This is a genomic window from Mesorhizobium sp. M1050 (assembly GCF_040318715.1).
Taxonomy (GTDB): domain Bacteria; phylum Pseudomonadota; class Alphaproteobacteria; order Rhizobiales; family Rhizobiaceae; genus Mesorhizobium.
Map to the genome: position 1 here is coordinate 1 of NZ_JAMYMV010000008.1, position 12,713 is coordinate 12,713.

11 protein-coding genes and 1 pseudogene are annotated in these 12,713 nt (G+C 62.8%); 9 read left to right on the plus strand and 3 right to left on the minus strand.

What is annotated here, in order from left to right:
* Positions 1–17: 17 nt before the first annotated feature.
* From NKH57_RS06865 to NKH57_RS06890, 6 genes and pseudogenes are all read left to right on the plus strand, one after another.
* Positions 18–833 (plus strand): annotated as a pseudogene (locus NKH57_RS06865) (efflux RND transporter periplasmic adaptor subunit); the annotation flags it as partial.
* On the plus strand, positions 830–3,991 hold the full coding sequence (locus NKH57_RS06870) for an efflux RND transporter permease subunit (RefSeq protein ID WP_352942887.1): 3,162 nt from the start codon (positions 830–832) through the stop codon (positions 3,989–3,991). The pseudogene NKH57_RS06865 and the gene NKH57_RS06870, both read left to right, overlap by 4 nt.
* Before the next feature lie 80 nt (positions 3,992–4,071).
* Entirely contained in the window at positions 4,072–4,683 is a 612-nt protein-coding gene (nthA, locus tag NKH57_RS06875; RefSeq protein WP_352942889.1) for a nitrile hydratase subunit alpha, read from the plus strand.
* Positions 4,680–5,339 (plus strand): nitrile hydratase subunit beta, encoded by a 660-nt coding sequence (nthB, locus tag NKH57_RS06880; protein ID WP_352942891.1) that lies wholly within the window; start codon positions 4,680–4,682, stop codon positions 5,337–5,339. The genes nthA and nthB overlap by 4 nt, the downstream gene beginning before the upstream one ends.
* A complete protein-coding gene (locus NKH57_RS06885) occupies positions 5,308–5,685 on the plus strand; it encodes a nitrile hydratase accessory protein (RefSeq protein WP_502907266.1) in 378 nt (125 codons plus the stop codon). The genes nthB and NKH57_RS06885 overlap by 32 nt, the downstream gene beginning before the upstream one ends.
* A 187-nt stretch (positions 5,686–5,872) precedes the next feature.
* Complete coding sequence (locus NKH57_RS06890; protein ID WP_023757098.1) at positions 5,873–7,000, plus strand: ATP-dependent DNA helicase; 1,128 nt, start codon at positions 5,873–5,875, stop codon at positions 6,998–7,000.
* Here NKH57_RS06890 and NKH57_RS06895 read toward each other — a convergent pair.
* Complete coding sequence (locus NKH57_RS06895; protein ID WP_352943182.1) at positions 6,993–7,418, minus strand: SpoIIAA family protein; 426 nt, start codon at positions 7,416–7,418, stop codon at positions 6,993–6,995. The genes NKH57_RS06890 and NKH57_RS06895 overlap by 8 nt on opposite strands.
* Positions 7,419–7,554: 136 nt before the next feature.
* Here NKH57_RS06895 and NKH57_RS06900 point away from each other — a divergent pair, with 136 nt between their 5' ends.
* Entirely contained in the window at positions 7,555–8,295 is a 741-nt protein-coding gene (locus tag NKH57_RS06900; RefSeq protein ID WP_352603078.1) for a pyridoxine 5'-phosphate synthase, read from the plus strand.
* Positions 8,296–8,398: 103 nt separating this feature from the next.
* Positions 8,399–10,318 carry a potassium transporter Kup gene (locus tag NKH57_RS06905; RefSeq protein ID WP_352602984.1) on the plus strand — a complete coding sequence of 640 codons (1,920 nt, stop codon included), beginning with the start codon at positions 8,399–8,401 and terminating at the stop codon, positions 10,316–10,318.
* 65 nt (positions 10,319–10,383) lie between these two features.
* Here the strand turns inward: NKH57_RS06905 and NKH57_RS06910 are convergent, their stop codons facing one another.
* On the minus strand, positions 10,384–11,277 hold the full coding sequence (locus NKH57_RS06910; protein ID WP_352942898.1) for an SDR family oxidoreductase: 894 nt from the start codon (positions 11,275–11,277) through the stop codon (positions 10,384–10,386).
* Positions 11,278–11,412: 135 nt separating this feature from the next.
* On the opposite strand from NKH57_RS06910, the gene NKH57_RS06915 reads away from it, so the two are divergent.
* Positions 11,413–11,823 carry a winged helix-turn-helix transcriptional regulator gene (locus NKH57_RS06915; RefSeq protein WP_352727688.1) on the plus strand — a complete coding sequence of 137 codons (411 nt, stop codon included), beginning with the start codon at positions 11,413–11,415 and terminating at the stop codon, positions 11,821–11,823.
* 98 nt (positions 11,824–11,921) lie between these two features.
* Here NKH57_RS06915 and NKH57_RS06920 read toward each other — a convergent pair whose 3' ends face one another.
* A complete protein-coding gene (locus tag NKH57_RS06920) occupies positions 11,922–12,650 on the minus strand; it encodes a glutathione S-transferase family protein (protein WP_352727689.1) in 729 nt (242 codons plus the stop codon).
* Between the last annotated feature and the right edge of the window lie 63 nt (positions 12,651–12,713).

Below are 12,713 nucleotides of genomic sequence, written 5' to 3' on the forward strand. Positions count from 1 at the left end.
TGTAAAAGCGCCCGCAGCTGCAGCCCGCCAAGGATCTGGGCGCCAAGCTGGCCGCCACCAAGCACACCTATGCCCAGCCTGGCGCCGCGGCGAAGGCTGCCGCGGCGACTGTCGATGCCGACAAGGCGACGATCGACGCCGACAACGTCCAGCTTGGCTTTGCCACGATCACGGCGCCGATTGCCGGCAGGCTGGGTGCGGTCAACGTCACCGTCGGCGACCTCGTCACCACCAGCAATGGCAACAGCAGCACGGCCACTCCGCTGGTGACCATCACCCAGATGGACCCGCTGCAGGTCAACTTCAATCTTCCTGAGAGCAACCTGGCGCTGCTGCACAAGGCACTCGCAAATCCGCAGCAAGGGGCAGTGACGCTGACCAAGGACGGCGACCCGACGCCGATCGGCAAGGGCACGCTCGATTTCGTTGATTCAAGCGTCGACACGGCGTCGGGCACGATCGCCACACGGGCAAGCATTCCGAATGCCGATCTTTCGCTATGGCCGGGGCAGTATGTGAATGTCGTGCTCGACGCCGGCATCATGCCGCGGATGACCTCCGTTCCCACGGTAGCGGTCCAGCCTAGCCAGAAGGGGCCGTTCGTCTATGTCGTCAAGCCGGACAACACCGTCGAATTGCGCCCGGTGCAGGTGGCGCTGACCGAGGGCGAGAACAGCGCCATCAGCCAAGGGCTGAAAAGCGGTGAGAAAGTTGTCACCGAAGGCCAGACAAAGCTGAAGGACGGCGCCGCTGTGCATGAGGGCAACGCTGCGGCGGGTGCTGCCGCGCCCAAGGTGGCCGAGGCGGCCAAGGCCGGCGAGGCAGCCCGATGATCTCCGAATTTTGCATACGCCGGCCTGTCGCCACCCTTCTGATGTCGTTCGCCCTCGTGCTGGGCGGTCTGTTCGCTTACAAATTCCTGCCGGTGGCAGCACTTCCGAGTGCCGAATTCCCGGTGGTCAACGTCTCGGCTTCGCTGCCCGGCGCCTCTCCGGAAACCATGGCCACATCGGTGGCGACGCCCCTGATCAAGCAGTTCGCCACCATAGCCGGCATCGATTCGATCTCGACCAGCAACTCGCTTGGCTCGACCTCGATCGCCATCCAGTTCGTGCTCAACCGGGACATCGACGCCGCCGCCGCGGACGTGCAGGCGGCGATCGCGCGCACGCAAAGATCCCTGCCGCCGCAGATGACGTCGCCGCCGAGCTATCGCAAAGTCAATCCGGCCGACGCGCCCATTCTTTTAATGTCGCTGGTCAGCGACACGGTTCCATTGACCGATCTCGATGCTTTCGCGGAAAACGTCATCTCGCCGTCGCTGTCGACTATCGACGGGGTGGCTCAAGTTTCGATCTTCGGCCAGCAGAAATACGCCGTGCGCATCCAGATCGACCCGACCGCGCTTGCCGCGCGCGGCATCTCGATCGATCAGCTGCAGGCGGCGATCGCGTCCGCCAACAGCAACACGCCGCTCGGCGTGCTCCAGAACGACAAGCAGCAGCTCTCGATCACCGCCAACACGCAGCTCAATGACGCGGCCGGTTTCTCCAACATCATCATCGCCACCAAAAACGGTCACCCGGTGCGGCTGGGCGAGGTGACCCGCGTCGTCGATTCGGTGCAGACGACCACGACCGCAAGTTGGTACGATGGCACCCGCGCGATCATCATGGCGGTGCAGCGCCAGCCCGACGCCAATACGGTCGACGTCGTCGACAAGGTCAAGGCGATGCTGCCGTCCTTCCAGGACCAGATGCCGGGCGCTGCCTCGATCAAGCTGCTCAACGATCGCTCGACCTCGATCCGCCAGGCCGTCGACGACGTGCAGTTCACGCTGCTGTTGACCATAGCGCTGGTGGTGATGGTTATCTTCGTGTTCCTGCGCCGGGTGACGGCAACCATCATCCCGGCCGTGGCGGTGCCGATTTCGCTGATTGCCACGCTTGGCGCGATGTTCCTGTTCGGCTTTTCCATCGACAACATATCGCTGATGGGCCTGACGCTCGCGGTCGGCCTCGTCGTCGACGACGCTATCGTGATGCTGGAAAACATCTTCCGCCACATGGAGGAGGATGGGTTGTCGGCCTTCGATGCGTCGCTGAAGGGCGCGCGCGAAATTGGCTTCACCATCATCTCGATCTCGATCTCGCTGGTGGCCGTGTTCATCCCGGTGCTGCTGATGGGCGGCGTCATCGGCCGCATCTTCAACGAGTTCGCCGTCGTGGTGACGGTCGCCATCCTGGCGTCGATGTTCGTATCGCTGACGCTGACGCCGATGCTGTGCTCGCGCTTGCTGTCGGTCAGCAAGGCCGATCGCGACAAGCATGGCCCTGGCCATAAACGGGACCTCATTACACGCGGCTACGACCGGATCTTGAGTTTCTGCCTGAGGCACACCTTCCTGGTGTTCCTCGTCTTCATGGGAACCGCGGCAGCCTCGGTGTGGCTGATCGAGGCCTCGCCGAAGGGCTTCTTCCCGCAGGAGGATATCGGCCAGATATCGGTGACCACCATCGCGCGCCAGGACATCTCGTTCGACGCCATGTCCAAGCTGCAAGGGCAGGTCGCCAGCGTCTTCTCGCATTCGCCCTATGTCGACCATGTGGCGTGGTCGGCGGGCAGCGGCAACAATGCGCTCAACCAGGGGCAACTCTTCGTCCAGCTCAAGGGCAAGGACCAGCGTCCCGATATCGACAAGGTGCTTTCGGATCTGCGCAAGCAACTGGCCGGCGTGGCGGGTATCGAGACCTACATGCAGCCGGTGCAGAACCTGAGGCTGGGCGCACGGTCGTCGGCCAGCGCCTACCAGCTCGTGGTGCAAGGGCTCGATACCGGGCTAACCGACACCTGGGCGCAGAAACTGAATGACGCGATGGCGGCCGACCATACGAACTTCACCGACGTCACCAGCGACCTGCAGAACAATGCACTGCAGGCGACGCTGGTAGTGGATCGCGATAAGGCCGCGCAGCTCGGCATCGATACTGCCACGCTGCGCTCCGCCCTTTATGGCGGCTTCGGCACCGATCAGGTTTCAACGATCTTCGGTTCGGCCGACAGCTACGAAGTCGTCACGGAGCTCGATCCCAAGATCGAATGGTCGCCGGAGCGGATGCTCGCCATCCAGATGAGGACTGCGAGCGGCAGTCTGGTTCCGCTTGGCGCCTTCGCCCGGGTCGATCGCACGGCAGGCGCCTTGACCGTCAACCAGCTCGGCCAGCTTCCGGCGGTGACGATCTCCTATAACCTGCCGCAGGGCGTGGCACTGGGTGACAGCGTAGCGCGCATCGACGCGCTCAAAGAGCAGATCGGCATGCCGACGGCGATCTCGACCACCTTTGCCGGCACGGCCAAGACCTTCCAGGACTCACTAGCCAACCAGGGTCTTCTGGTCGGCGGCGCGATCCTGACCATCTATATCGTGCTCGGCATCCTGTACGAGAGCTTCATCCACCCGCTCACGATTCTCACCGGCCTGCCGTCGGCTGTGTTGGGTGCCGTCGTTGCCTTGCGCTTCGCCGGCATGGATCTGTCTGTCATCGCGGTGATCGGCATCCTGATGCTGATCGGCATCGTCAAGAAGAACGGCATCATGATGGTCGACGTCGCGCTCGAGCTCCGACGTGATGGCATGTCCGCGAAGGAATCCATCCACAAAGCCTGCCTGATGCGGTTCAGGCCGATCATGATGACGACGCTGGCGGCATTGATGGGAACCTTCCCCATCGCCCTCGGCACCGGCGCCAGCGCCGAGCTGCGCCAGCCGCTAGGTGTTGCCGTTGTCGGTGGTTTGCTTGCCTCGCAGGCGCTGACCCTGTTCGTGACCCCGGTGATCTATGTCTACATGGAGAATTTCTCGGGCTGGCTGGTCGGGCTTTGGTCGAAGCGCAAGGGCGATCGGAGCGCGGTCGAAGATGTCGACCAGCCCTCGCCACTCGATGCCAAGCAGGAAATGCTGCCCGAACCGCGGCGGGCGGCCGCCGAATGATGTAGCAGGGCCAGCTCCATGTGCCGGTGGCCCAAGGCGTTGCGCTTGCGGTGGCATCACGGGAAACGTAATTTGTCGCCATGTCCCACGACCACGACCATGACCACGACAACGAACTCGATCCGTTTGCCGCCCGCGTGCGCGCGCTGGAAACCATCCTCACTCAAAAGGGGCTGATCGATCCGGCGGCGATCGACGTCATCGTCGACACCTATGAAACAAAAATCGGGCCGCGCAACGGCGCCAGGGTGCTGGCCAGGGCCTGGGCCGACGCGGACTTTGCCGACTGGCTGAAACGCGATGCGACGGCGGCGATCGGATCGCTCGGTTATGCCGGCCGTCAGGGCGAACATATGCAGGCTGTCTTCAACACCGAGGAGACGCATAACCTCGTCGTCTGCACGCTGTGCTCCTGCTATCCGTGGTCGGTGCTCGGCCTGCCGCCGGTCTGGTACAAGGCCCCGCCCTATCGGTCGCGCGCCGTCATCGATCCGCGCGGGGTGCTGGAGGAATTCGGGCTGACGCTGCCGGCGGACAAGAAGATCCGCGTCTGGGATTCGACCGCGGAACTGCGCTACCTCGTCGTGCCGATGCGGCCTGCCGGCACCGACGGCTGGAGCGAGGAACAGCTGGCGGAACTGGTGAGCCGCGACGCGATGATCGGCACCGGCTTGGCGAGACAGCCGGCGTGAACGGGCCGCAGGATCTCGGCGGACAGATGGGGTTCGGCCCGGTCGCGCCCGAAAAGGACGAGCCGTATTTTCATGCCGCCTGGGAAAGGCGGGCGCTCGGCGTGACGCTGACTGCCGGCGCCATGGGCGCGTGGAATATCGACGAGAGCCGGCATGCACGGGAATCGCTGCATCCGGCCGACTATTATGCGTCGAGCTACTACGAGATCTGGATCAAGGCGCTGGAGATACTGCTCAAGCGCCATGGCTTCGTCAGCGAGCGCGACCTGGCCGAGGGCCGGGCGGTCGATCCGGCGGCAACACCAAAAAGGGTGCTCAAGGCGGAAAACGTGACCGCAGTGCTGGCCAAGGGCGGTCCTTGCGACCGGCCGGTGGCGCAGCCGGCACGGTTCAAGGCCGGCGATGCCGTGCGGACCAAGAACTTCAACCCGACCGGCCACACGCGGCTGCCGCGCTACGCACGCGGCAAGAATGGAATGATCGAGGCGGTGCGCGATGGCTTTGTCTTTCCCGACAGCAACGCGCATGGGCACGGCGAAAACCCGCAATGGGTCTACACCGTGGTTTTCGACGGGTTGGAGATTTGGGGCGAGGGGGCCGACCCGACTCTGAGCGTGTCGATCGATGCCTGGGAGAGCTATCTTGAGCCGGCGTGACGGCCTTGTCGCAGATCTGCCACCGGGGATCGATGCCCCGGTGTTTGCCGAGCCATGGCAGGCCGAAGCCTTCGCCATGACGGTGGCGCTGCACGACAAGGGTGTGTTTTCGTGGAGCGAATGGGCGCAGGCGCTGTCGGCGCAAGTGAAGAACCCAGGCGCCGCGGCTGACGGCCATGACTATTACGAACATTGGCTGGCGGCGCTGGAGGGCCTGCTTGCCTCGAAAGGACTGGCCGCCAAGGCGGATGTAGACGCGATGGCTGAGTCCTGGGAACGCGCCGCACATGCCACCCCGCACGGCAAGCCGATCCTGCTTGAGAACGATCCCGGCCCGACCCGATAGGGTCGTGGCGGCCCGACCCGATAGGTCGGCAACCCGTCCCAAGGACGTCGAGCTAGATCGTGCGTTCTCTTTACGTTCTGATTTGCCCCTGATAGCCTGATCCTGTCGGTGGCACTGAGGCGCCCGACCCGTCGATGGTGGTGATGGCTGTCTTGTCTTTCCCTTGCGAATCCGGTCTCTCGCGCTGATGGAATTCTCTCCCCAACAGGACGAGGCGCTGCAAGCGGTTGCTCGCTGGCTGAAGACCGGAAAGCCGCAGCTGTTCCGGCTGTTCGGCTATGCTGGCACCGGCAAGACGACGCTGGCACGTTATTTCGCCGAACATGTCGACGGCCAGGTGCAGTTCGCCGCCTTCACCGGCAAGGCCGCGCAGGTTCTGCGCTCCAAGGGCGCGGTCAATGCGCGCACCATCCATTCGCTGATCTACAGGCCCAAGGGCGAGGAATCGGTGTCGGACGAGGTCACCGGCAAGACCTCCATGTCGCCGACCTTCTCGCTCAACCGGCAAAGCCCGATCTCGCGGGCGAAACTGGTCGTCATCGACGAATGTTCGATGGTCGACGAACAGCTTGGCCGCGACCTGATGAGTTTCGGCACGCCGATCCTGGTGCTCGGTGACCCCGGCCAGTTGCCGCCGATCTCGGGTGGCGGTTTCTTCACCGATCACGAGCCGGATTTCCTGCTCACCGAAATTCACCGGCAGGCGCGCGACAATCCGATCCTGCGGCTGGCGCTCGACGTGCGCGAGGGCCGCGAGTTCATGCGCGGCGACTACGGCACGGCGCAGGTGATCGGCAAGGAAGACGTTACCCAGGAGCTGGTGCTGAAGGCGGACCAGGTGCTGGTCGGCACCAACCGCACCCGGCGCCGCTACAATCAGCGGCTGCGCGAGCTCAAAGGCTTCAATGCCGAGTATCCGCAGGCCGGCGACAAGCTGGTCTGCCTGCGCAACGACCCGGCCAAGGGCTTGCTCAACGGCTCGCTGTGGAAGGTGATGACCTCGTCGCGCGAGACGGTGAAGCCAGGCATCAATCTGCTGGTTTCACCGGAAGAGGACGATCCGGATCGCGGCGTCGCCAAGATCAAGTTGCTCAAGGCGGCTTTCGAGGATCCCGACGCCGATATCCCCTGGCAGCAGAAGAAGCGATTCGACGATTTCGACTATGGCTACGCGCTGACCGTGCACAAGGCACAGGGCTCGCAGTGGAACGAGATCGTGCTGTTCGATGAAAGCTGGGCCTTCAAGGAAACCCGCCAGCGCTGGCTCTACACCGCCATCACGCGGGCGGCGGAGCGGCTGACGATCGTCAGGTAGAGGCGGCGGGACGCTGTCGGTCCCCGACAGGCCGCGCAGCAAGCCATTGCCAGGCCGCGGCTTCGTCCTCGATCTTGAAGTGCCTGAATTCGATGGGCGGCGAGGACGGCAGAAAGCGTTGTGCGTCCGCTATCCAATCCGGTTCGCCTATCGTCGCGCAACGTCCGACATGTTCCAATGCATGGATGGCGCCCTGCTTCAGGGTCTCGTCCGCGATATCGGCCCAGTCGACGCCCTCATGGTCGATGAGGCGCATCAGCACGTCGATGCGCTGGTGGAGGGCATAGGCAGCCTCCAGCAACCCGAAAAGGTTTTCGCCGTCGGCCGCGGAAACGTGCCCGACGACATCGATGGCTAAAAGGTCGTCACGAGTGGTCTCGACACGGCGAATAGCCGGCACGGCATCGAGAAAATTCATGGGTGCGTCCTTTCCCGGACTCATTCATCAGGCTCCTGGAACACCCGAAACCCCCAGTCTGTTCCCACCGAAGGCATTACTGTTCCCGCTAAACGCATTATAGGTGGCGCATCGAATGATTTCCGAGGCCATCGCCATGCCCGCAAAACTCTCCGTCAATCTCAATGCCATCGCCATGCTGCGCAACCGGCGCGACCTGCCGTGGCCCAGCGTCACCGGCCTCGGCCGCATTGCACTCCAGGCTGGGGCGCACGGACTGACGGTGCATCCGCGCCCCGACGAGAGGCACACAAGACACTCCGACCTGCCCGAGATCCGGTCGCTGATCGACGACGAGTTTCCGCGCGCCGAATTCAACATAGAGGGCTATCCAACCGAGGAGTTCCTGGCACTTGTGGAAAAGCATCAGCCCGAACAGGTGACGCTGGTGCCGGACGATCCCGCCCAGGCAACCTCCGACCACGGCTGGAACTTCGCGGCCCAGGCTGCGTTCCTTACTCCGGTCGTCAAACGCCTGAAAAAGGGAGGCTTTCGCGTGTCGCTGTTTGCCGATCCGGACCCCGATTGCGTGGCTGCCGCGCGCGATACCGGGACCGATCGTATCGAGCTCTACACGGGTCCGTATGGAAGCTGTCATTCGGATTCCGCCAAGGCGGCCAAGGAATTGGAAAGGTTGGGAAAAACCGCCGATGCAGCGCTTGCTGCCGGGCTTCAGGTCAATGCCGGGCATGATCTGGTGGTTAGCAATCTGCCTGCGCTTGCCAAGCGCATTCCGGCATTGGCCGAAGTGTCGATCGGACACGGGTTGACAGCCGACGCGTTGGAGTATGGCATGGCCGGCACGGTGGGGCGATTTCTCAAGGCCTGCGGGTGGTAGCGATGGCAGCTTCGCGCGACAGACATGGCAGCCATTACCCGACGGCACTTGATATTGCATCGCAGCAAGCGTAGAGCACCGCGCGCTTATCGGAGTGTCGTCCATGGCCCTTACCAATGCTGGTACTGAGGCAGAACCCGTCGAACAATCAAGCCATCCAGAGGTCGAACAGCACAGCACCAAGGTCCTGATGCTGGGCGCGCTCGGTATCGTCTATGGTGATATTGGCACCAGCCCGATCTACGCCTTTCGCGAAGCTTTGCACGCCTCGTCCGGCGGCGATGTCGCCGATCGTGGCGACATCCTTGGTGTGTTGTCGCTGATTATCTGGTCGCTCACGATTACGGTTACAGTAAAATATATCATGTTCGTGCTGCGCGCCGACAACCGTGGCGAGGGCGGCGTGCTGTCCCTGATGGCGCTGGCGCGCGGCAGCTTCCCGACGCGCTCGGCGATCATTCTCGCCATCGGCATCGTCGGGGCCTCTCTGTTTTTCGGCGATGCCGTCATCACGCCGGCCATCTCGGTCCTTTCGGCGGTCGAGGGCATGAATGTCGTCACGCCTGCCTTCCAGCCTTATGTGGTACCGCTGACGTTGGTTATCCTGGCCATATTGTTCGCGGTGCAGCGGTTCGGCACGGGTGGTGTTGGCTTGGTGTTCGGCCCGGTAACCGCCGTGTGGTTCCTCGCCATTGGCCTTTCCGGCCTCAATCACATCATCGCCGACCCGGAAATCCTGTGGGCGGTGAGCCCGCACCATATCGTCGCCTTTCTGATCAATTCGCCCGACGTTGCCTTCGTCACCGTCGGCGCCGTCTTCCTTGCCGTCACCGGCGCCGAGGCGCTCTATGCCGATCTCGGTCATTTCGGCCGCAAACCGATCGTGCTCGCCTGGCTGGCGATCGTGTTCCCTTGTCTGCTGCTCAACTATGCCGGGCAGGGCGCCTTCGTGCTGGCCAACGGCGGAGTCGTCGGCCATCCATTCTTCGAGATGAACGGGGGTTGGACGCTGATCCCGATGGTGGTGCTGGCGACCGCTGCGACGGTGATCGCCAGCCAGGCGGTCATATCAGGCGCTTTCTCGCTGACCCGGCAGGCGGTGCAGCTCAACATGCTGCCGCGCCTGGAAATCCTGCACACGTCGGAAAAGCAGTCCGGCCAGATCTACATGCCGCGCGTCAATCTGTTGCTGGCGCTGGTGGTGATGATGCTTGTCGTTGGCTTCGGCGAGTCCAGCAGGCTGGCCTCGGCCTATGGCATCTCGGTGACCGGCAACATGCTGGTGACGACGACCCTGCTCTTCGTGATCATGACGCGTATCTGGAAATGGAACCTCTGGCCGGCAATCGCGCTGACGGCGCTGTTCTTGTTCATCGATATCGGCTTCTTTGCCTCCAACATCGTCAAGGTATTCGAGGGCGGTTGGGCCTCGTTGGCGGTGGCCTTCGCTATCATCATGGCCATGTGGACCTGGGTGCGCGGCAGTCGCTATCTGTTCGACAAGACCCGCCGCAACGAAATCCCGCTCGATTTCCTCGCCGGCAATCTGTTGAAGAAGAAACCTCAGCTGGTGTCGGGCACCGCCGTGTTCCTGACCAGCGATCCGCTCAGCGCGCCAACCGCGCTGATGCACAGCCTCAAGCACTACAAGGTGCTGCACGAGCAGAACGTCATCCTTTCGGTGGTGACGGCGCCTCAGCCGGTGGTGCCCGACAGCGACCGGGTCAAGATGGAGACGGTCAACGAATTGTTCATGCGGGTGACGCTGACCTTCGGCTATATGGAACAGCCCAACATCCCGCGTGCGCTGGCGATCTGCCGCAAGCAGGGCTGGAAGTTCGACATCATGACGACCTCGTTCTTCCTGTCGCGGCGCTCGCTCAAGGCCTCGCCCAATTCAGGCATGCCGGTGTGGCAGGACCGGTTGTTCATTGGCCTGGCGCGCACGGCGGCCGATGCGACCGAGTATTTCCAGATCCCGACCGGTCGTGTCGTTGAGATCGGTACACAAGTAGCGATCTAAACAGGCGATTGGCAAACGGGCTGTGCCTGACAGCACAGCCCTGCCATACCGGCGAAAATGCCGCCTCAGCCCGCCAATGCGGTTTTGTTCGCCTCGAGAAATTGCTTCAACGTCTTTGGCGTCCTGCCGGAAAGCGTCTCGATCGCGTCGGTCACAATGGCGATGCGGCCTGCGCGCGTGTTTGCGTCGAACGACACGACGACGTCAGCGAAATCCTCGGGAACGCCTGCTGCCTTCACCCCTTCCGTCAAGGCTTCATCCGGAACCTGCACGACATTGAGCGGCTTTCCGGTGACCTCGCTCACCAGGGCGGCGATTTCGGCCGTGGTGTAGGCGTGCGGGCCGGTCAACGTGTAGGTCTTGCTTTCGTTCGAGGCGCCGGCGAGGCCGGCGGCAATCGCTGCTGCCATGTCATCGCGTGCGCCGTGCGCAATGCGGCCTTCGCCGGCGGACGTATACCAGTGTCCAGAGGCGATCGCGTGCGGCAGGGCCATGAACAGGTTCTCCTGGTACCAGCCGTTGCGGAAGATCGTGTAGGGGATGCCACTCGCCTTGATCGCCTGCTCGGTGCCGTAGTGGTCGCCGGCAAACAGGACCGGCGACACCGGCTCCGGATTGGGCATCGAGGTGTAGAGCAGATGCGAAACGCCGGCGTTCTTGGCCGCCGCGACTGCATTTTCGTGCTGCCTCAGGCGCTTGCCGCTTTTGAGATCGAGATCGCCGGTCGAGATGATCAGCACCTTGTCGGCGCCCTTGAATGCGGTTTCCAGCGAGGCCGCGTCGTTGAAATCGGCGGCCCTGACGACAACGCCGCGCGCCGCTAGATCGGCCCCGTTTTCTGGATTGCGTGTGGTGGCGATGATCTTTGCCGGCGGAACTTTGTGCGTGTCCAAGAGATAGTGGATGACGCCGCGGCCGAGCTGGCCGGAGGCGCCGGTGACGAGAAGGGTTTCGGTCATGGGGGATCCTGACGTTGCGCCGCAAGGGCGGATCGAGTGGTAGTCTCTGAAAGAGACCAGCACTAAAATAGGAATTGACCCACCGCCGTAAAGAAGGCAGTTTTTCGGGAGGTAGGCACAGGCAGGGAACCAGCCATGGACGGCAAGGTCATCAATCTCAGATCGAAGATGGAGGTCTACAAGGCCATCTCCGGCGGCGGCAATTTCGCCAATTGTCCGGTTCGCGATGTCATCCAGGGCGTCAGCGGCAAATGGAGATCGCTGCTGATGATGGCGCTGGCTGAAAGACCCTATCGCTTCGGCGAGTTGAGGCGCCTGGTGCCCGATATTTCGCAGCGCATGCTGACCCAGACGCTGCACGATTTGCAGCGCGATGGCTATGTCCATCGTGAGGTGTTCCCGACCAAACCACCGGGTGTTGAATACAGCCTGACCGATCTCGGGCGCTCGATGTTCGGCGCCTTTCATCAATTGATTCTGTGGGCCGAACTCAACCACGATGCGGTGCGGACAGCGCGCGCCGATTTTGATGCCGCCCAGGCGTAAGCTGAAGCGGTGGCTTGATTTCGCCCGACGGCTGAAGGATTGTCCCGGCCATTCGGCTTTCCTCGCCTCGATGGTGGCTGGAACCGTGATCGATCCGTTCAGGCGGATCGGGCTTGCAGAGGCGAAGTGGCCGGATCGCTTCGGCCAATGAGGCTCGAAAGGTACGATCCCTTTGCCTGCAGGAACGCACCCAGGCCCCGCGGGTAGTCCGGTGCCACGGCGTGCTTGATCGACGCCCGTTCACTCAATGCCTTGCGCCAGGCCCGGACGAGCGGCTTGCCCTCCAGGATGCCGAAATCGCCGATCCGATCGAAGGCATCGAAGTAACGGAAGATCGGGCCGTAGACGGCATCGACGAGCGAAAAGCGCTCACCCGCGAACCATGGTCCGTTCCGTATGCATTCCGCCAGCTCGGCCTCAACACGATCGAACATCGCTGACAATGAACCGGACTCGGCAAGGAAGCCGGCCTCGGTCGAGGCTGAATAGAACCGGCCGATGGCGTTAAGGGTTGCCGAGCCGAATTCGATCCAGGCACGATGCCGGGCGCGGGTATAGGGGTCGGCGGGGTGGAGAGGGTTGGCCTGCGTCTCTTCGAGGAATTCGAGGATGACCGCGGATTCGAAGATCACCGTTTCCTCGCCATTTCGCTGCGCGCGCAGCAGCGGCACCTTGCCGAGCGGCGAGATTGCCTTGAACCAGTCCGGCTTATTGGCGAGGTCGATATCGACGCGTTCGAACGGCACGCCCTTTTCAGCCAGTGAAATCGCGGCGCGCTGCACATAGGGGCAGAGATGATGGCTGACGAGGATGAGTTTATTGGCCATTTCGCTCTCCCCAATTTCGGTGAGTTTCCAGATTTCGTGTTTCATCGGGTTGGCTTTCCATAG